15 protein-coding genes are annotated in these 21,599 nt (G+C 50.1%); 13 read left to right on the top strand and 2 right to left on the bottom strand.

Features of this window, described 5'->3' with window-relative positions:
- The first annotated feature begins 3 nt into the window (after positions 1–3).
- The 13 genes from IPI86_RS20480 to IPI86_RS20420 all read left to right on the top strand — a co-directional run bounded on the left by IPI86_RS20480 (position 4) and on the right by IPI86_RS20420 (position 19,230).
- Entirely contained in the window at positions 4–1,734 is a 1,731-nt protein-coding gene (locus IPI86_RS20480; protein WP_345299871.1) for a GAF domain-containing protein, read from the top strand.
- Positions 1,735–1,752: 18 nt separating this feature from the next.
- Positions 1,753–2,718, top strand: a complete 966-nt coding sequence (locus tag IPI86_RS20475; protein WP_345299870.1) for an ABC transporter substrate-binding protein — start codon at positions 1,753–1,755, stop codon at positions 2,716–2,718.
- 21 nt (positions 2,719–2,739) lie between these two features.
- A complete protein-coding gene (locus IPI86_RS20470) occupies positions 2,740–5,562 on the top strand; it encodes a GAF domain-containing protein (RefSeq protein WP_345299869.1) in 2,823 nt (940 codons plus the stop codon).
- A gap of 2 nt (positions 5,563–5,564) precedes the next feature.
- Entirely contained in the window at positions 5,565–7,943 is a 2,379-nt protein-coding gene (locus IPI86_RS20465) for a GAF domain-containing protein (RefSeq protein WP_345299868.1), read from the top strand.
- A complete protein-coding gene (locus IPI86_RS20460) occupies positions 7,865–8,404 on the top strand; it encodes a GAF domain-containing protein (protein ID WP_345299867.1) in 540 nt (179 codons plus the stop codon). Before IPI86_RS20465 ends, IPI86_RS20460 begins: the two co-directional genes overlap by 79 nt.
- Complete coding sequence (locus tag IPI86_RS20455) at positions 8,388–9,914, top strand: cache domain-containing protein (protein ID WP_345299866.1); 1,527 nt, start codon at positions 8,388–8,390, stop codon at positions 9,912–9,914. Before IPI86_RS20460 ends, IPI86_RS20455 begins: the two co-directional genes overlap by 17 nt.
- The gene (locus tag IPI86_RS20450) at positions 9,830–11,209 is read left to right on the top strand and encodes a GAF domain-containing protein (RefSeq protein WP_345299865.1); all 1,380 of its coding nucleotides are present in this window, start codon (positions 9,830–9,832) and stop codon (positions 11,207–11,209) included. The genes IPI86_RS20455 and IPI86_RS20450 overlap by 85 nt, the downstream gene beginning before the upstream one ends.
- Before the next feature lie 14 nt (positions 11,210–11,223).
- A complete protein-coding gene (locus IPI86_RS20445) occupies positions 11,224–12,012 on the top strand; it encodes a ParA family protein (protein WP_345299864.1) in 789 nt (262 codons plus the stop codon).
- Positions 11,978–13,972 (top strand): GAF domain-containing protein, encoded by a 1,995-nt coding sequence (locus tag IPI86_RS20440; RefSeq protein ID WP_345299863.1) that lies wholly within the window; start codon positions 11,978–11,980, stop codon positions 13,970–13,972. The genes IPI86_RS20445 and IPI86_RS20440 overlap by 35 nt, the downstream gene beginning before the upstream one ends.
- A 162-nt stretch (positions 13,973–14,134) precedes the next feature.
- Positions 14,135–16,585 (top strand): response regulator, encoded by a 2,451-nt coding sequence (locus IPI86_RS20435; protein ID WP_345299862.1) that lies wholly within the window; start codon positions 14,135–14,137, stop codon positions 16,583–16,585.
- A 14-nt stretch (positions 16,586–16,599) separates the two neighbouring features.
- Positions 16,600–17,595 (top strand): pyridoxal-phosphate dependent enzyme, encoded by a 996-nt coding sequence (locus tag IPI86_RS20430; RefSeq protein ID WP_345299861.1) that lies wholly within the window; start codon positions 16,600–16,602, stop codon positions 17,593–17,595.
- On the top strand, positions 17,534–18,253 hold the full coding sequence (locus tag IPI86_RS20425; protein WP_345299930.1) for a pyridoxal-phosphate dependent enzyme: 720 nt from the start codon (positions 17,534–17,536) through the stop codon (positions 18,251–18,253). Before IPI86_RS20430 ends, IPI86_RS20425 begins: the two co-directional genes overlap by 62 nt.
- 29 nt (positions 18,254–18,282) lie before the next feature.
- Entirely contained in the window at positions 18,283–19,230 is a 948-nt protein-coding gene (locus tag IPI86_RS20420) for a DMT family transporter (RefSeq protein ID WP_345299860.1), read from the top strand.
- A 55-nt stretch (positions 19,231–19,285) separates the two neighbouring features.
- Here the strand turns inward: IPI86_RS20420 and IPI86_RS20415 are convergent, their stop codons facing one another.
- Together IPI86_RS20415 and IPI86_RS20410 are read right to left on the bottom strand one after the other, a co-directional pair.
- Positions 19,286–20,017 (bottom strand): response regulator transcription factor, encoded by a 732-nt coding sequence (locus IPI86_RS20415; RefSeq protein WP_345299859.1) that lies wholly within the window; start codon positions 20,015–20,017, stop codon positions 19,286–19,288.
- The gene (locus tag IPI86_RS20410) at positions 20,014–21,597 is read right to left on the bottom strand and encodes a response regulator (RefSeq protein ID WP_345299858.1); all 1,584 of its coding nucleotides are present in this window, start codon (positions 21,595–21,597) and stop codon (positions 20,014–20,016) included. Before IPI86_RS20410 ends, IPI86_RS20415 begins: the two co-directional genes overlap by 4 nt.
- Positions 21,598–21,599 lie beyond the last annotated feature (2 nt).

Raw genomic sequence — 21,599 nt, 5'->3', positions numbered from 1 at the left:
GATATGCTTTCAAAAATGTTCGCTTATTTTAGAGACGAAGAAGATAACGATCCGTCATTCATCAGGCTGGTACGAAACATTGTTGTTTTCGTATTGCTTGTAAATATCGCGCTCCTCCCACTCGTCACGGGTTTCATAGGCGAGGGATCTCGAAACCCGCCCGCTTTTATCACGCTGACCATCACACTGGTGCTCGAGGTCATTTCGCTGCTCCTTCTATTTCGCGGAAAAGTCGGAATGGCAAAAGCAGTTGTCCCGTTCGCATTGATCGCGGCGGTCACGATCATCTCTCTAAACACCAATGGCCTCAAAAACGCATCCATGGTGGGCATGCCCATCGTCCTTGTGATTTCCGCGATCCTTTTGGGAAAGCGGTCTATTTATCTGACCGCTCCTGTTGCCATCATTGCTGTGATCTTTGTAGGCGTGGTCAATTTACGAGGTGATATCGTCAATGTGCCTGTAGGCCTTGACGATGCGATCATTCTTCCCGTACTCTTAATGGGCTGCGCCGGGATCGTTCAATTGCTCATTACCCGTCTGAACGAAAGTATCAGCAGGGCGCGAAAAAGCGAGCAGATCCAAAAACTTGAAAATGCAGAGTTGAATGAATTAAGATCCCAACTTGAAGAACGCGTTAGTCAGCGCACAGCCGAGTTGGATTTTGCAAACCGTAACAACGAACGGCGCGCCAAGCAATTTGAAGCCATCGCGCAGGTCGTACGCGTTGTTTCATCCATTCAGGATCTGGAATTACTGATTCCACGAATTGCCCAGGTGATCAGCGAACAATTCGGTTTTTATCACACCGGCATCTTCCTCCTGGACGACGAAGGCGAATATGCAGTCCTTCGCGCCGCCAACAGCGAAGGCGGAAGAAGAATGCTCGATCGTGGACACAAGCTGCAGGTCGGGCAGACCGGCATTGTCGGTTTTGTAACAGCAACCGGCCAGCCCCGCATCGCATTGGACGTGGGAACAGACGCTGTCTTTTTCGATAACCCCGATATGCCCAACACCCGTTCCGAGATCGCCCTGCCGCTTCGCTACGCCGGAAAGATCATTGGCGCGCTCGACGTTCAAAGTACTGAGGCGAATGCCTTTGGTCAAAACGATGTGGAAACCCTGACAACGCTCGCCGACCAGATCTCGATCGCGATCAATAATACGACCACCCTCGAAGAAGCACGCAAGGCCTTTGCAGAATCACAAAGCAGGTTCGGCGATACAGTGATTGAGTCCTGGAAGGTCATGCAGCCCGAATCAATGGGGCTCGGATATCAATTGGTAAATTCATCGCTTAAGCCTTTGGAAAAACCTCTGGAAGGCTCGCACATTCAGGAAGCGCTTGCCCAGGATAAGACGATCCTTTCCACTACGGAAGACAAGTCATCGGCCCTGGCCATCCCAATTCGTCTACGCGGAAAGATGATCGGCATCATGCATCTGCGCTCGAAGAATAATTATTTATTAACACAAGACGATGCGGATATTGCCGAAGCAGTATCTGAACGTCTTTCGCTCGCTATTGAAACAGCAACCCTTCTGCGCACCACCCAACACCGCGCAGATATCGAGCGTGTCACAGCGGATATCTCATCCAAGATCAGTTCATCCACGCATTTCGACGCCATTTTACAGATTACAGCCCAGGAACTCAGTAAGGCGCTGGGCGGTTCTGATGTTTTAGTGCAGATCGAGCCGGTATCCATGGAATTAGGCATGTCCAGCTAGCATAGGCAAAACACTTAGATGAAACAAAAATTTTTCACTCGATCTCTGCTTATTTTGATTGCCACAGTTGTTCTGTATGCCTGCGCCACACCCCAGGCGGCCACACCACTCCCCCCGCTCCGCGTGGAATTTACAAACTGGTGGGGCGACTATACGCTATTGGTAGCCAAAGAAAAGGGCTTTTTTGAAAAATATGGTGTGGAAGTAGAGCCTGTGTATTACGAGATTTTCTCCGATACCTACCCAGACCTTGCAGCAGGACAGATAGACGCCGGTCTCATTGCTGTTGGAGATACGATTAACATTACCCGTATCGCGCCAATGAAGGTGGTTGCTGTGCATGACAACGGCGGTGATGATGCCATGGTCGCCAGGCCGGAAATCACCTCAGTGGAAAACCTTAGGGGTGCAACCGTCGGAACCCAGATCGGCTCGCAATACGAGTTGATGGTCACCGAAATGTTACGAAGCGCCAATATGGACACCGCGGACATTAACATGGTTTCCATATATCCTGAAGACGGTCTGGCGGCGCTTGAGAGTAATCAAGTACAGGCGGTCTATATTTGGGAGCCATATTTATCAGAAGCACTCTCAAAAGGTTACCGGGTTATATATCCTTCCGAGCAATTACACCTATTCCCGGATCTGATCGTATTCCACAAAGCCGTTGTGGACCAAAGACCTAATGATGTCCGCGCATTTCTCAAAGCCTGGTTCGAAGCCGTGGAGTATCGCCTGCAAAACCCCGAAGAAACCCGCGCCATCGCCGCCAAATATCTTGGTGTAACTGTCAACGAAGTGCAACCTGATGACAATTTAAAAATCCTCACATTGGAGGATAATAGAGCCATCTTCGATCTTCAGGATGCAAACTCGATTTACTCCATCACAAAAACGACCTCCGATTACCTCATTTCCATTGGCACGATCACCCAAATGATCGATCCGCTTGAATTGCTCGACCCGGAATTTCTGCCTTAGCCGATAAGAGAGCCTTTATATATGAACAACCCGACCAGCCAGCCTAAGCAATCAGAAAAGAGACGCAAACAAAATGCGCTTGTGATCAGTCTTGTCACTGGCATTTTGCTTACGCTCGTCTTGGCTTATCTTATTCCCGCAGCCTATTCTGAAAATGGAATGGATGGCCTATGGGGCATCATTCCTGCAATAGCGGTGGCACTGGCGGCATACGGCAGCGTTCTTATGATCATTCGCGATCGTATCACTTTGGGGATCGGCGTCTTAATTTCAACCATCTTATTGGCGAGTCTAAGCCTGCCGATTTTTGCACACGGACAGGGACTTTCACTCGGTGTTATGGTTCTTGTTCTAGTGGCGGGTATTTCTTCTGCCACGCTCTCGTCCCTGTGGGCAACGCGCGCGATTGGCGGCGCATTTGTTATTTCACTGATCATCGTCCTGACTGATCTGTATTTCCCTGGCTCCAGTCTGCCGACCGACCCCCGTTACACGAACGCCATTGCAGTGATCATGTCGGCTGTATATGTTTTCTTCATTCTCAGGCGTTTCAACACATACGGACTGCGGGCTAAGATCATCATAGCCTTCATATTCATCGCAGGCATTCCGTTGATCACTCTGGGATACTTTTACAGCCGGTCATCTGCACAGGTGTTACAAAATCAAAGCAGAATCCAGCTTACAAACATCGCAAAGATCGAAGCAAGCAGTGTAGATAACTTCATAACAAATCAGATCGACAGCGTGCACGCAGACGCGAAACAACTGGCATTCCTTGAATACCTGAGATTACCCGTTCCAGCACGAGCCGATAGCGTGAAGGAAACAAATGCGCGGCTCGCACTACTGTCCCTGACCCGCAAAGACCCAGTCTTCATCCATTCGATCGCCATTCTTGATGTAGATGGTCTCAACCTCCTTGACACCTTCGAAGAGTACAAAGGTCGAAGCGAAGCCGACCGCATTTATTTTCTCCGCCCCATGCAAACCGGATTGCCCTTTGTATCCAATATCCTTTTCCAGGATGACCGTGAAAATATTTACTTTTCTGCGCCTATAAAATCTCAAAGCGGAAATATTATTGGCGTTTTACGGGTTGAGTATCACGCAAAAATAATTCAGGCGATTATTCGTTCTGTTGACCCGCTTAATCCTGGCACAACACTTTCGCTCATCGACACAAACACCTATCTGCGCGTGGCCTACACCGGCGACCGTGATGAATTGTTCAAGTCGTACAAGAACTTTACAGACCCGGAACTCTCGATCCTGCAAATCGAAGGCCGCCTGCCTGCTGGCACAAGGGAAAATGTATTGTCGGAAACAGACAACTCAATAGTGGAGGGCATCGACAATCTGCAGCAACAGCCATTCTTCGACGCCACATCACAATCTCTTGGCCCTTCCACCAACACAGGCATCTTCCTCCAAACACAACCATGGGTTGCAGTGGTTCGCCAATCCAAGGCCAATTATCTTGCCCCTGTCGAAGAACAAAACAGAATAACGATCCTCATTTCTCTTATTTTGATCATTCTAAGCATCGGAGCAGGCTTTCTCGCTTCACAAGTCCTCACCGCACCGCTTATCACGCTTGCAAGAACGGCTGAGAAAATTGCAGTAGGCGACCGTACCGCACGTGCCGAAGCCAGTACCGAAGACGAGATCGGTCTGCTTGCGTCGTCGTTCAACCGCATGACAGATGAATTGAATCAAACCTTCAAAAACCTTGAAATTCGCGTGGTTGAGCGAACTACTGACCTTGAAATCGCGCGGCGTCAGAGCGAAAAACGCGCAGGCGAACTTCAAGCCATTGGCGAGATCTCGAAGGTCATTACCGGAGAGCAGGCGCTAGAAAAGCTGCTTCCGCTGATCTCCAGACTCGTAAGTGAACGCTTCGGCTTTTATCACACAGGAATCTTCCTTCTGAACGATACAAATCAATTTGCCGTTCTACAAGCCGCAAGCAGCGAAGGTGGACAAAAAATGCTCGCGCGCGAACACAGGCTCGAGGTCGGTGGAAGCGGCATTGTCGGCTATGTTGCAAAATTTGGAACACCCCGCATCTCTCTTGACGTTGGGCAGGATGCGGTTTTCTTCAACAATCCCGACCTTCCAAGCACCCGCTCCGAAATGGCTCTGCCTCTCAAAGTCCGCAACCGTATCATGGGCGTACTTGATGTACAAAGCGAAAAACCAGGTGCATTTACCGAATATGACGCAAGCACACTTAGCATTTTGGCTGACCAGATTGCGATTGCTCTCGAAAACGCACGGCTATTCACACAGACACAACATGCTTTGGCCGAGGCACAGGCACAATATCGTCAAAACTTGCAGGGGAGCTGGAAAGCCTTCAGCCGCGAAGAAGAAACCATCGGATACCATCAGAGTTTGATGAGCGGCAAAAAAATATCCAAACCGATTGAAACAGACGAGATCCGCGAGGCGATCAATCGCGGCGAGGTTTTGGTGCTCAACGCCGATAAAGATCGACACGATGCAACCATCGTCGTCCCCATCAAACTGCGCGGACAGATCATTGGGACGATGAACATCAAAGCTCCGACTACTAATCGTCTTTGGTCAAAAAATGAAGTTAATCTGGCAGAAGCCATCTCAGAACGCCTGTCACTTGCGCTCGAGAACGCGCGCCTCATTCAGGAGTCGCAGCGCCAGGTTATCAAGGAACAAACGATCAGCGAAGTCACCGGCAAGATCGGCGCGTCCATCAATTTGAAGAACGTATTACAAACTGCAGTGGAGGAGTTGGGCCATGCAATCCCAGGATCAGAAGTAACGATCGAATTCGAACAAAAGAATGGGAATGTGGAACAATAATCATGGCTACCACTTATTCTGAAACCCCGATTTTCCAAGACACAGATAAGGAGCAGCGTCAGCGCATCGCCCTGACTGTTGCAGCCGCGTTCCTTGTTACAGGAACGATGATCTCCTTTACTGTTCTCTATATCGCCATCTCTCTAAAAAGCTGGCATTTATTTGCACTATATGGCAGCAATATACTATATCTATTTCTTACATACATCGGTCTAAGGCAGATCCAGAAAAAAAATATAGTCCCCGGCGTCTTCCTGGTTTCAGGTTCGATAATCCTGACCATTGCCATTCTCCCCATCCTCTTTGAGGGGATAGGAACCCTCGTCGGCCTATTCTGCATGCTGGTTTCATCCCTGATTATCAGCCAAACCCTGGATTCAAAGATCGCGCGCAGGGCGATTCCGGTCAGCGCCCTTGGCGGCGCTCTTATCATCCTGCTCGGCTCCCTGCCATTTTCATTTCGCATTCCCATCCCCAGCATACTGGTCATTACAGTTGGCATCCTTGCCGTCCTGGAAACGGCGATCTTTATCGTTCTTATCTGGCGTCAATTCAAGACATTCAACATCCAGACAAAATTAATCCTTGTTTTCGTTACCATGCTTGTAACCTCATTACTGGTCACCGGTGGCTTTAACGCCATCCAGAGTTACAGGCTTCAACGCACTCAAACCGCTACAAACCTTGAAAATGACCTGATCGTAAAACGTGCAGCGATCGTCGATTTTCTCGAAGCAGCCAGGCAGGATGTAGTCTTCCTTGGCGAAGCCGAAGTTATCCATAGCTACGTAAAAACGATCGACGATATTGCTGATCCTAACATCGTGGTCAGGGCGCGAACTATTATGGAACGCGAATTCCGCCGATTCACCGAAAGTCGCGGAATTTACCAGGAAGTTCGTTTTCTAAACAATGACGGCAACGAAATCATTAGAATAGAAACCGACCTGAATGGAGTGTCCTCGATCGTACCGCAGCTGGAATTGCGCAAACGCGAGGAACTTGATCCCGCAAAAGACTTAAACTACTTTACTCAAACAAGCCTGTTGCCGGCCGGAGGCTTATTCGAGTCCCCGATCAGTCTGACGACAGAAGGTGGTCAGATCATCACCCCGCACGAGCCTGTTATTGAGTTTGGCGCGCCATTGGTGATCAACACACAAAAGAAGGGTGTCATTCTCACGAATATTTATGCTGAAAAATTCCTTGGCATACTATCCGCATCAGGAGCAGATACTTTTCTTGTGGACATAGATGGATACTATTTATTTCACCCGGAAGATTCCAAGCGCTGGGGCAGAGACCTGAACACCAGTATGACCGTCGGCAGCGACTTCCCTGACTTGCTAACCAATCTAACCAGTGGTAACGCCGGGAGTCTGGAATCGAACGGTTACCTCATCATCTACGCCCCTGTGACAATGCCAAATGAAGACGCACCACGCTGGTACATCGGAACGTTTGTCTCAATCGATACCATCACAAAGCCGATTTTCGAATCGACCTATACCTCATTATCCCTTCTATTATTGACAATCATCGCCGCTGTTTTCATCATGGCTTTACTAAGCAATACGATCACCTCTCCGCTTGGAAACCTTGCAACAGCAGCACAAGATGTGGCAGCAGGCAGGCTAACAGCCCGCGTTAATATCCAGACAAACGATGAAATTGGCACACTGGCTCAGGTGTTCAACTCGATGACAAGCCAGTTGCAAGGAATGGTGTCAAATCTTGAAACTCGTGTTTCAGAACGCACTGCCGAGCTTGAAAAAGAAAAACAGCAATCTGATACACGCGCAAAGCAATTCGAGGCCATTACAAAAGTGGCTCGCGCGATCAGTGCCACACATAATTTACAGGAATTGCTCCCCCAAATCTCCAGAGTAATCAGTGAGCAATTCGACTTCTATCATGTGGGTATTTTCCTAAACGACCCCGCAAACCATATGGCGGTGTTAAGCGCAGCCAACAGCGAAGGCGGACGGAGAATGTTGCGCCGCAGCCACCAGTTAAAGATCGGTGAACAAGGCATCGTGGGGTACGTTACGCAAACAGGTAATCCACGCATCGCATTGGACGTTGGAGAAGATGCCAATTTCTTCGACAACCCTGATCTGCCAGATACCCACTCTGAAATGGCACTCCCGCTCAAAACAGGTGACAAGATCATCGGCGCCCTGGACATCCAGAGCACCGAGGCTGGTGCATTTACAGACGACGATTTTGAAGCCCTGTCGGCGCTGGCTGACCAGGTCAGTCTCGCAATTCAAAATGCCCGCCTGTTCGACCAGACCGAAAAATGCTTGCGGAATCCAACGCAATTCAACGCCAATATATCCGCGAAACATGGAGCCGCCTCCCCAAGGAAGAGAAGCTGAGAGGCTTCCGATATTCGATCATTGGTTCCAGCCCGCTTGCAGAAGATGACTCGAGCTTTTCGCAGGAAGATGCCTCCGAGAAAAGAACGGTCAAAGTACCTATTAGTCTGCGCGGCGAAACCATCGGGAACCTTTCGGTTCAAATTCCAAAACATGAACACCTTACTGCCGATCAAACCGACTTGATCAAGGCGGTCGCCGAGCGGGTGGCCTTATCTGCTGAAAATGCCAGACTGTTCGAGGAAACAACCCGCCGCGCGGAACAAGAGCGCATCATTGCCGATATTTCTTCAAAGATCGGCACTTCAGTCCGTATGGAAAACATTCTCCGCACAACTGCAGCAGAATTAAGCCAGCTACTGGATAATGCTGATATCTTTATCGAATTACAGTCAGCAAAAATAAAGAGCAGGATAATCAGCAAGCAGACCATTAGAGGCCAGCATGATGCAAGAGAATAATGTCAACAACCACCCAATAGACAGGCAAAAGCAGGAACGCAATGCGTTTAGCATCAGCGTTATAACTGCCGGATTGCTTACTTTAAACCTGATCGCAGCTTTGGTTTTCAGCCGTTCTTCCTCATTGGATATCATTAGTCTTGCTGGCTTAATTGCAAGCATCCTTGGGGCGCTCATCAGCGCATGGCTAAGCCGTCGCAACAAAAGCGAATTGGGAATTGGGCTGCTCATTTCCATCTTAATCCTGGTTGCAGCAAGTCGTGTATTCATCACAAAAGGTCAGGCGGTCTCCACTGGGATTACCAATATCATTATTGTCTCTGGAATAGCCTTCTATACCCTGAGTCGAAGGTGGGCCGGGGTTGCTATTATGGTTTCCTCACTCGTTACAGCAGCGACCATTATCATAGATCAGTATACGGTCGGAGTTCCCACCTCATCCTCTCCACAAACAGCAAACATCATTGCCGCGATTCTGGGTGTTGTCTATCTTGTAGTTATCGCCACACAATTTAGGGACTTTCCCCTGCGTATCAAGCTAATCTTCGGATTCTTGCTTCTAACAACATTACCGTTGATCATCCTCGGCTGGCAATCCTATACAACAACCAGAAATATCCTGAGCGACCAGATCAAGGAAAAAATATTGGAAAGTTCGCTTTCAACAAGCGATGCATTTCAAGAATTCACAGACTCGCAGCACAAGATATCGGGCGAAATCGCACACGCCCCGGAAGTTATCGAATATTTAGGCCTCCCACCTGCTGAAAGAACAGGCTCACAGGCTGAGACTGTTGTAACAGACACACTAAATGCGTTGAAGGATAAAAGCCCAACAAATATTCGTTCCTATGCCCTAGTCAGCCAGAACGGAATTAATTTACTGGACACAAATCCAGCCAATGTCGGCGTTAATTTTTCTACACAGCCATTCTTCTCATATGTTGTTACAAATAACAAGCCATATGCGTCTGGCCTGACCTTGACAAATGACCGCAATGATCAGGTCATCTATTTTGCATCACCCATCACCTCCAAATCCAACGAAATGCTGGGCATGGTTGTCGTCACCTATAATGCAAAGATCCTCCAGGCGGTTATGGATGCCATGCTAAGAGCACGACCGGCCGTCGCCATCAATGAATACGCATATCTAATAGATGAAACTAACTTTTTCATACTTGCCCACTCGACCTCCTTAACGCTCGATTACAAGACCTACCTAAACACGGACGATCCACGGCTGATGTCTCTACAAGCACAGGGATTATTAAGCCCGGAGGATTTGCAATCGATCAGCATTCCCCAGCCTGAAATCGTCGAGCGATTAAGCAATATAGACAACATCTCTGCATTTCAGGCCCCATCTGCTGAAAATGACAATGAAACAGCAGAAACTTCCGCAATAAGAATATCAAACTCAAATTGGATAGTGGTTGCGGTCAACCGATTAGCACGATCTCAAATATTACACTTGACCAAACTCGCAACGCCGTTCTCATCAGTGTAATCATCACATTCCTGGCTGCGTTAAGCGCTGTGGTCATCTCCAACATATTCACAAATCCGCTCCTGCAGTTGACCAGAGTCGCTGAAAATATCTCGGCTGGAGATTTTACACAAAAAGCGGTGGTAAACACAAGAGATGAGATCGGAATTCTTGCAAACACTGTCAACAAGATGTCTTCGCAAATACGCGATCTTGTTTCTGGTCTTGAACAGCGTGTGGAACAGCGCACTCGAGAACTGGAACAACGCACCACCGATCTGGAAAAAATCACAAAGCAAAGTGAAAAACGTGCAAGCGAACTGCAAACCATTGCGGAAATATCAGGCTACATCTCAACTGAAAAAGACCTTGAAAAGCTCCTGACTTTGATCACTCAGACCGTAAGTGAAAGGTTCGGCTTTTATCATGTTGGCATTTTCCTGTTAAGCGAAAATAGGAATTTTGCCGTCCTTCGCGCAGCCAATAGCCCGGGTGGACAGATCATGTTGAGACGTCAACACAGGCTTGAAGTTGGTCAGGTCGGCATCGTCGGAAACGTGACCGCCACAGGCATCCCCCGCATCGCATTGGATACGGGGGCGGATGCTGCTTTCTTTAACAATCCTGACCTTCCAGAAACCCATTCAGAAATGGCTCTGCCGCTTAATGCTCGTGGCGCGATCATCGGAGCATTGGACGTGCAAAGCACTGTTCCAAATGCATTTACTCAAACCGACGTATCGATCCTCGGTCTCCTGGCCGACCAAATTGCCATTGCGATCGACAACGTTCGCCTGCTTGAAGAAACCAGAAACGCTCTTGCAGAGTCTCAATCTGTTTTCCGCGATTACCTTGCTGGCGCATGGCAAAGCAAATCTGCATCTGAAATTTTCGGGTATTATCAAACCCTTACAGGCGGCCAACTGGTCACTGGTAACAAAGCCGCTGAAGTTGACGCCAAAACTCAGGATGGCGAAAATACGCTGGCGATCCCCATTCAATTGCGTGACCAGGTGATCGGTACCGTTCACATCCGCCCGAGCAAGGAAGATCGCACCTGGAGCAAGGATGAGATCAATATCGTAAATGCGGTCGCCGAACGCCTTGGTCTGGCCTTGGACAATGCCCGCCTCTTCGAAGAAACATCCTCACGCGCCTCACGTGAACGCCTCGTAACAGATATCACCACCAAGATCCGCGGCACGAACGATCCACAGGAAATGATAAAAACCGCGGTTCAGGAATTACAGCGTGTGCTGGGAGCCTCCCGTGTTGAGATTGTCCCAAGAAAAAATGCCCCGCCGCCGGATAAATAGACTGGATGAAAATCATGATTAAAAAAATCGCAATCTCGAATGAAAAAGGTGGGGTGGCAAAAACCACAACCACGATCTCCCTTGGTGCCGCTCTCGTGGATATGGGAAACCGTGTTCTGCTCATTGACCTCGACGCACAGGCCAACCTCACACTCGCGCTCGGCCTTGAGCCGGGTGAATCAGAGATCACATCCAGCGAAGTCATGCTGGACAATGCGCCCTTGCTAAGCGCATTGCGAAAAACTGAAGTTGAAAATCTCGACCTTATCCCATCCAACTCGCGCATTGAAACTGCCGAGCAGTTTCTGCCCGTGCGCACAAGCTACACCACCATTCTCCAGCGTGCCATCGCCAGTGCTCCAAATCTGCATTACGACTATATTCTCTTCGATTGTCCGCCTGCCCTCGGTGCCATAACACAAAATGCCCTCATTGCATCAGACCTTCTCATCATCCCCACACAAGCCGAGTACTTCTCCGCCTATGCACTTCGGAATATGATGACCCTCATCCGACGCATCCGCGAAGGAGAGAATCCCAACCTTGCCTATCGTGTCCTCGTCACCATGCTGGATAAACGCAACCGCACACATCGCAATATTCACGACCAGCTTCGTTCCACATTTGGCGAAGGCGTCTTTAGCACAGTGATCGAAACCGATACAAAATTGCGCGAAAGCCCGATTGCCGGTCTGCCTATCTCACGCTATAGGCCAGGAGCACGCGGCTCCATTCAATATCGCGTGCTCGCCCAGGAGTTGATTGAATATGCCAAAGAAACCGAAAATAGACAAGCGGCTTAATAAGCTCTTCAAAGACATCAACCTGGAAGAGAGTGCCTCCAGGTCGCAACAGGTTTCGAAGGATGGACAGGAATCAACACCTCCGACGACAACTCCCGCCTCCGCATCAAAACCGGACCCGAAACCTGCTTCGAAAAAAATTGATACGATCCCCTCCCCGAGGCAGGCTCGTATTCACACGTCTGCGTTAATTCCCCCGGAACCCGTCATTACGCAAGAGCAGGAAAACATCGCATCCACATACGCGATCAACATCCAAACTGGCTATCAAGACTGGGCCACACTGCGCATCACGGATGAAACAAACCAACGCCAATGGTCGCCTGATGAAGAGTTGCTGGTCAAGCAGGTAACCGATCAACTATCACTGGCGCTTGAAAACGCGCAACTCTTCCAGGAAACACAGAAAAGAGCCAGCGAACTGGCCACCTTGAATGAGATCGTTCAGGCAATTTCCGAGCAGATCGAGCTCAAGAACGTTCTCACTACAGCTTACGAACAAATCGTCAAACTCATCCCACTGGATGCGTTCTTCGTCGCACTTTACGATGAAGCATCGAATCTGATTTCATATCCCATCGTCATCGACGAGGGAAAATCCTTTGAAGAATCCAGCGAGCTATTAAATCCAGATAACTTCACTGGAAAAGTCATCACATCTGGCAAACTAATATTCGAGACCGTCAAACCGGAAGACATTGCACAAAGATCGGTTAACGGAGAATCATTCGGCAACAAAAACAAGAATTATGGAACCATGCTATTTTTGCCGCTTCGGTCCGGCGCAAAGACAATGGGCTGCCTCTCGATCCAAAACTATGATTACTTCGCCTACAAACAGGACGATGTGGCCCTGTTGGAAAACATAGCCAATCAGATATCCATCGGTATTCAAAACGCCCAGTTATTCAACGACGCAAAACAAAGGAATGAAGAACTCGCCGTACTCAACGGCCTTAGCGGTGAGCTTTCCACACTTTCCGGTATCACCAATATCTCCGATTCCGTTTTCAAGTACACAAGCCAATTAATGCGAACAAGCTCCTTCTTCCTGTGCTTGCTCGACGAAAAACAACTGGAAGTCAGCTTCCCGCTCGTAATTGATGATGGTGAAAGAGTGGAAGTGCCATCACGTAAAGCCAACGGCAACGGCCTGACAGATTACGTCATGCGCACGAACCAAACCCTGTTTCTGCCTAATCAGGTGAATGAACGCTCACGGGAACTGGGCATTAACGTTACCATCATCGGAAATCCCACTTCGGCCAAAAGCTGGATGGGTGTGCCACTATCCATTGGTAACCGTGTGCTCGGCGCAATCGTAGTGCAGGACCCTAACGAAGAAAACATCTACACCGTACATCAACGCGACATCTTGATAACCATCGCCCAACAGGCTGCGGTCGCCATTGAAAATACGCGCCTGTTCCTTGAAACTCAAAAATTTAAACTTGGTATCGACAGAACAGACAATGCAGTGTTTATTACCGACCCAAACGGCGTCATTCAATACACAAATCCAGGTTTTGAAAAGGTATACGGATATAAAAACGAAGAAGCGATTGGTAAAACGCCGCGCATTCTGAAATCCGGGATCATTCCGGATGATCAATACAAAAATTTCTGGGGAACCCTGTTGAACGGTGGCACGATCTCTGGCGAAATCATCAACAAGACCAAGGACGGCCGTATCATCTCGATCGCAGGGACGAATAGCCCGATTCTTGATGATAATGGAAAGGTGCTCGGCTTCCTGGCCGTGCATCAAGACATCAGTGAGCGCAAGAAATCCGAGGAAGCCCTCGCCAAATCTGAAGCAGATCTTCGCGCCTTGTTCTCATCCATGGAAGATGTGGTTTTGGTATACGACCGTGAGGGTCGATATGTCCGGTATCGCTCCTACAAATCCATCGCGGCTGATCAAACCGCCCGAGGAATTACTTGGTCATCTGATGCATGAAGTTATGCCAAAAAAGAAACAGCCGATCGTTTTCTGGAAGCCATCACAAAAACGCTTGACAGCGGTGAAACCAGTCAGATCGAATATGACCTTCAGGTCGAAAACGAAACATACTGGTTCCTTGCCAGCCTTTCAAAACTTGATGACAATAACGTCTTCTGGGTGGCACGAGACATTACCGAGCGCAAGAAATCAGAAGAGGAACTGCGCAAGAGTCAGGAACAATACGCCCTGGCGGCAGAGGGCGCCAATGACGGCCTGTGGGATTGGAATATCGCCAACAACGAAATTTATTATTCACCGCGCTGGAAATCCATGCTCGGGTACGAAGTGCACGAACTCACCAAAGGCTTCGAAGATTGGGAAAATCTCATCCACCCGGATGACCATGAGCGCGCGATCACAGCCCTGAACGACTATCTGTCGGGGAAGGCCGAATCGTACGACGTCGAGATCAGGCTCAGGCACAAAGATGGTATGTGGCGCTGGATCCGAGACCGCGGAAAAGCCCTGCGCGACGCGAATGGCGTTGCGATTCGTATGGCAGGTTCGCATTCCGATGTCACAGAGCGCAAAGTTGCTGAAGAATCCATCCGCCGCCGCAATGAATACCTTGCAGCTTCATCTGAGATCGGTAAGATCGTTACATCCACATTGGATTTGAACACGATCTTCGCCCGAACCGTGAACCTGATCAATGAACGATTTAGTTTCTACCACGCAAGTATTTTCATCGTGGAAGAGACAGGGTTCAACGCATTGTTGCGCGAATCAACAGGTGCGGCTGGTGCGGAGATGAAAAGGAACAAGCACTCTCTGCCTGTGAACGAAAAATCCATCGTAGGCAAAGTGACACTGGACGGAAAGGCTGTCGTCGTGAACGACGTCAGAGTCGACTCGTCTCACAAATACAATCCGCTTTTGCCCGATACTTTGGCAGAAGCCGCCATCCCGTTGCGTATCGGTAATCGCGTGATCGGTGCGATCGACGTTCAATCCAAGTCTGCGGGCGCATTTTCCGACGACGAAATTTCCGTACTCCAAACAGTTGCTGATCAGGTGGCCGTAGCCATCGACAACGCCCGCTCCTTCGAACTCTCGCAGCAAGCCGTTATGGAAATGCGCGAGATCGACCGCCTCAAGAGTCAATTCCTTGCGAATATGAGCCATGAATTGCGCACGCCTCTCAATTCGATCATCGGCTTCTCGCGCGTGATCATTAAAGGCATTGACGGTCCTGTGACGGAACTGCAACAACAGGATCTGACAGCCATCTATAACTCCGGCCAGCATCTGCTTGGCCTGATTAACGACATCCTTGACCTTTCGAAGATCGAAGCAGGCAAGATGGAACTGGCCTTTGACGAAGTGAACATTGTCGATATCACTGCCAGTGTTCTCTCCACCATGAGCGGCTTGATCAAGGACAAACCGATCCAGATGAAACGCGTGATCGAGCCCAACCTGCCCACGGTACGCGCCGATGCGATCCGTATCCGACAGGTTATGATTAACCTGCTCTCCAATGCTGCCAAATTCACCGACGAAGGCGATATTCTCGTAGAAGTTGGCCTCCAGCCCCAGGGCAGCACACGCCATGAGTTGAGAGTGAGCGTAACTGACACCGGCCCTGGTATTTCCAAACAAGACCAGACAAAGCTATTTCAACCCTTATCCCAAGTCGACGATTCGCCGACACGTAAGACAGGCGGAACGGGACTTGGTCTTTCCATCTGTCAGCACATTATCAACATGCACGGCGGCCGCATCTGGATCGATAGTGAAGTCGGCAGAGGAAGCACATTCCATTTCACCCTGCCTCTCTATCGCAAGGAAAAAGACGACGATACCGCAGGCGGTCAAAAGACCATCCTCACAATTGACGATGATCCACAGGTGATCGGCCTATATGAAAGATATTTGCAGCCTCAAGGCTATCAGGTGATTCCGCTTTCCGACCCATCGTTGGCAGTGGAACGCGCAAAACAGATCAAGCCATTCGCCATCACGCTGGACATCATGATGCCCGGCATTGACGGCTGGCAGGTTCTGGACAAATTGAAAGGCGACCCGGACACGCGCCACATTCCGGTCATTGTCTGTAGTATCATTGAGGAACTGGAGAAAGGTTTCAATCTCGGCGCAACAGATTATCTTGTAAAGCCGATCCTTGAGGATGATTTGGTCAATGCGCTTGACCGTCTGAACTCAGACGGCTCAATCCGCGAAGTACTTGTCATCGACGACGATCCCGATGACCTGCGCCTGATCGGAAAACTCCTGACCAATGACGGCCGATATAAAGCCACCCTTGCCGAAGGCGGGCGCATGGGATGGGATATCATCTCATCCGGGAACCCGCCGCATGCGATCATCCTTGATCTGTTCATGGAAGAGATGGACGGTTTCAGGATACTTGAAAACATGCAGGCAAACCCGAAACTTCGCGATATTCCTGTAATTGTCGTGAGCGGTATGGACCTTTCAGCAGAACAAAAGAATCAATTAAACGAATCTGGTCAACGCCTGCTCACAAAAGGATCCTTTAGCGAAACGGAGTTGCTAACCTCCATTCAACGTTCGTTGGAGAAGGCCCAGACGAAAAACGTATAGGAGTTTTCATCACCGTGTCATTTATCATAAAATGTCTTGATTGCGGACATAACGCGCCGTATTATCCCACGTCCACCATCTGCCCAAAATGTAACAGCCAGTGGCGCGAAGCTGAATACGATTATGAGCTCATAGGAAAATCCCTGCCAGCCAAGCTGGCAGGGCGTCCTTTTGATCTTTGGCGTTATCGGGAGCTGCTGCCCGTCCGAAATCCCAATGTCAGCTTATCGCTCGGAGAAGGCGGCACCCCGCTTATCCGTGCAGTTAATTTGGGCATGATGCTGGGATGTCCCAACATCTACATCAAGGATGAGCGTCAGGGTCCGACATCTTCATTCAAGGACCGGCAGGCGTCGGTTACGATTGCTGCGTTGAAAGAGGCGGGAATTACCGAAATGGTGGCGGCATCCACAGGCAATGTTGCGATCTCTTATTCAGCATATGCATCCCGCGCTGGAATGAAATTATGGGCGTTCGTCACAAGCCTTGTGCCCGCCACAAAAATGCGCGAGATTGCATTATATGGAAGTCAGGTAATCAAGATCACCGGTTCGTACGACCAATGCAAACAGGTTGCTTCCGAGTTTGCGCGTCAACGCCATTTGTATCAGGACATGGGCGCACGCACCATCACCTCCATTGAAGCCATGAAAACCATTGCCTTTGAGATCGCCGAACAGTTGACGGCCATTCAAGGAACGGACGGGGCCGCCCCGTGGCGTACACCGGATTGGTACGTGCAAGCCATCAGCGGCGGCATGGGACCCCTTGGAGTTTATAAGGGTTTCCGCGAAATGAAGGATATGGGATGGGTTAACCGCATCCCCGCATTCGCGCCCATTCAAGCCGAAGGCTGCGCCCCAATGGTGGATAGCTGGAAAAAGGGACTGGAAAAAGCCGAGCCGGTTACGTCTCCGAAAACCCGCATCGAAACTCCTAGCCGCGGCGATCCCGGGTCGCGCCTACGAATTCCTGCGTGCGTATGTCAACGGCACGAATGGAGCATTTGAAAGTGTCAGCGATGAAGATGCCTATCGCGCCATGCATGTGCTCGCCAAAATGGAAGGCATCTCCGCCGAACCCGCCGCCGCGGTGGCATTCGCCGGTCTTTTCAAACTGATCCGCGCTGGCGTGATCAAACCAAGTGATACCGTTGTTGTGAACTGCACCGGGCATACCATGCCCGCCGAACCGATCATCCTCGGTGAGAATTGGTCACGGGACGTGAAGCTCCCCACAAGCAAGGAAACTCCGCAGGAAGGCCTGCTTTCCGCCCTTACACAGGTTGCCCCTGAGCGCTTCCCCAAGATCGCAATTGTCGAAGACACCGCTGAAGCACGCCGACTCATTCGCCGCATACTACAATCGCAGGGCAATTTCACGATTTTGGAAGCAAGCAACGGCCGCGAAGGACTCGAGCTGATCCAGCGTGAACTGCCGGACCTGATCATCCTGGACCTAATGATGCCTGAAATGGATGGCTTCACCGTGATCGAAGCGCTACGCGCCAAGCAGGAAACCGCAACAATTCCAGTAATCGTTGCAACCGCAAAAGAGTTGACCCCTGATGAGAAAAACAGGCTCAGCGGGCAAATTCAATCCCTCATGCAAAAAGGCGACTTCCTCAACGATGAATTCCTCGAAGAAGTTAAAACACTGATAAAGTAATTCCCTCAAATGACCATAGGCTGGTACCTTTGCAGAAAAAACAAACGGCTGGAGTTCTGGCCGCTTTAAGTTCAGCAGCATTTCTCGGTTTGGCGCCTGTCCTCGGAAAACTGGCGATCACATTAGGCTTCACGCCTTTTGCAGTCGTGGCACTTCGTACGGGTTTTGCAGCTGGCATTCTTCTGCTGGCTATCAGTTTGTTTACCCCCCGTTATTTATATATTTTTCCCGTTGGCCTGTTCGGTTGTATGCTTGCGGGCACGATCAACGGTCTCGGCTCCCTGCTCTACTATCTCGCCCTGCAAAGACTGCATGCCAATGTGGGTCAATTGCTATATTCACTCTATCCATTCTTCGTCGCGTTATGGTTGATTCTTGATCACCAACCCCCGAGCCGACTTACGCTATTTCGCATCAGCCTTGCAACAATCGCAGTCATGCTGCTCACCAGCACGCCAAAACAGGAGATCGATCTTGTCGGCGTGACAATGATGATCGGTGCAGCCATCCTGTATGCCATGCATCTGCCGATCAACCAGCGCGTGCTTTACGAAGTGCCTGCGCCAACCGTTGCGCTTTACACACTTCTTTCTATGAGCGCCGTGGTTGTTCCTGCTTATCTGATATTCGACCGCGCATGGCCAGCAGAAAATGTGCCCTGGCTACCCGTGATCGGACTGACCTTCGCAACCGTTTTCTCCCGCATCGCTCTCTTTCTCGGGGTCAAGAAGATCGGTGGAATGCAAACCGCCTTATTGGGACTTGCCGAACTATTGATCGCGATCATCTTCAGCGACATCTGGCTCGGCGAAAACTTGACTCTGCTCCAATGGCTTGGCGCAATCGGACTCGGCCTGAGCCTGACTCTGGTTATGTATGAAAATACCCCCGCCCTGTCATACAGCAAAAAAACAGGCTGGCTTTCGTGGATCCGCTCGCCAGACCTGCCGAAGGACATCTTCGGGCCTTACGAATAAATAATATCAAGGCAACAAAAAAGACCACCTGTCTCGGTGGTCTTTTTCATGATCGCTATTTATTGCCTTCGTATAAATACCCCGTTCCGCGTACACTCACCACGCGTTCGGAAAGCGAGGGGAACTGATCCAGTTTGTGCCGCAAGCGGCTCACTAGAGGGCGCAGGATCTCCGGAGCTTCACGCTGCGAAGTGTCATAGCCCTGCACCAGTAAAACCAACTCCCGATGTGAGAAAACCTTACCTTCGTTCTCAATCAGAATCCGCAACAACCTGCCTTCAGCAGGCGTAAGATGCTCCACTTTATTCTTGTGTTTGATCTGTCTGCGGGAAAGATCGACTGTGGTGCCATCTTTTAGCGAGAATATCGACATCGCTTCATCGGCATCGGCCACCACGGCGCTGCTTGTACGTGATTTCGAAGTGCGGCGCGTCAGCCCTTTCTTCACACTCGCCAACACCTGAGCGGGAGAAGCGGGCTTTAAAAGATAGTCGTGAATGCGCAATCGCAAAGCCTGGATGGCAGTCTCGGTCGAACCATACGCCGTGAGCAAGATCACCTCTGTCTCGGGCGAGATCTGATTCACCACTTGCACCACTTCCAAGCCATCCATGCCGGGCATGCGCAAATCCACGATCATCAGGTCGATGGGATGGGTACGGACGTACTCCACTGCGGCCTGTCCATTCGGAGCGGCTGTTACGTTGTGGCCCTCAAGCTTCAAAATATCGGCTAGAGATTGACGGGCTACGGGTTCGTCATCGACCACCAGAATATTGGACTTCATTGATGTTCTCCTCCTATGGGTAAGAATATTCGAAAACAAGCACCGGGGCCGCGCTCAGGGAGCAATTCTAATGCGCCGCCGTGTGCGGTGATTATATTGTAACTCACAGTTAATCCCAAACCTGTCCCGCCGTCTTTTGTGCTGAAAAATGGTTCAAAAATATTAGGTTGTTTCTCTTCGGGAATTCCCTTGCCCTGATCTTGAAACATGAGTTCGACACCTTCTTTGAGTTGACGCGCAATGATCTTTAACACACCGCCTTCGGGCATGGCATCCACAGCGTTCAATATCAAATTGATGAACACTTGCTGGATCTGACTGCCCACTGCCTGTATGGGTGATATCTTTCCAAAAAAGTCCACAACAACTTTCACGTTGGCTTCTGAAAGTTGTTTTGACATCAAGTTCAGAATATATTGGAGCATCTCAACCAGATCGACCGTTTCAAGAGAGGTTGCGCCGGGGCGGTAAAAATCGAGCATGCGTCGAACGGTGATCGTCAGGCGCTCAAGTTCAGTGCGGGCGAGGTTGAAATACTCCTGACGCTTTTCGGCAGGCAGGTCTTCGCGCCCCGCGAGATGTAGACAATTCTGCACGGCCTGCAACGGGTTGTTGACCTCATGTGCAATAGATGCGCTTAAGCGCCCTGCAGCGGCCATCTTCTCGGCTTGAAGCAATGCCTTTTGCGAATCTTCCACCTTGCGGACATAGTCCAATTGCTCAGCATATAAACGCGCATTTTCCAGAGCAGCGGCGGCTTGGCGGGCGAGGATCTGGAACAGTTCGAGGTCAGATTCGCGGAAGTGCAGCTCGTTCAGGTTGCGTGCGGCATACACCACCATGCGTAGGTTTGGGCGCTGAATCGGCGTCAGGATCGCCGCACCAAGCCGCAGGTCAGTGAGAATCGATCTCAGGGTGGTCTGGCCCGGTCCACTGGCATTGATCATCAAAGGTGTGGCAGATTCATCCACACTGGAAATCAAGTCATAGAATTTTTTCGGTACCTCCCTGCCGCGGGATGCCAGCAAAGAGAATTCTTTTGTTTCGATATTCTGTTGAAAACAAGCGGCATGCGAACATTGCAAGTGAGTGCAAATGGCGCTGATGATGAGATCGAGCAATGGTTCACGCCGCGTTTCGGAAAGCAGGGACTCGGTGACGGAAAAAAGCGGGCGCAATGCCTGTGTGCGCGCGGCATCGCGCTTTTGCTGACAATCAACAAGCGCCAGTTTGACCGCATCGACAAGGTCACTGCCTTTGCCGAAGGGCTTGAGTAAAAGACCATCCACGCCCTGACGCAGCGCACGAATGGCGGTTTCAACTGTGCCGTGACCAGTCATGATGAGCACAGCCGCATCAGGCTGAAGCCGTTGGGCATGCTGAATGACTTCGAAGCCATCCACTTCGGGCATGCGGATATCGACCAATAGCAGGTCAATCTTATTTTCTTTCAGGTAGTTTATGGCCTTGCGCGGATCGGTCTCTGTTTCCACCATGTAGCCCGAACGCGAGAGCAGGCGTTTACAAAGCAGTGCAATACCGGGTTCATCATCGACGACAAGAACAAATGGAGTTTCCATGC

Origin of the sequence: Candidatus Villigracilis affinis, from assembly GCF_016705895.1 — a bacterium.
GTDB lineage: Bacteria > Chloroflexota > Anaerolineae > Anaerolineales > Villigracilaceae > Villigracilis > Villigracilis affinis.
Note: the sequence above shows the minus strand (reverse complement) of the source record. Positions and strands in the feature narration are given on the sequence as shown.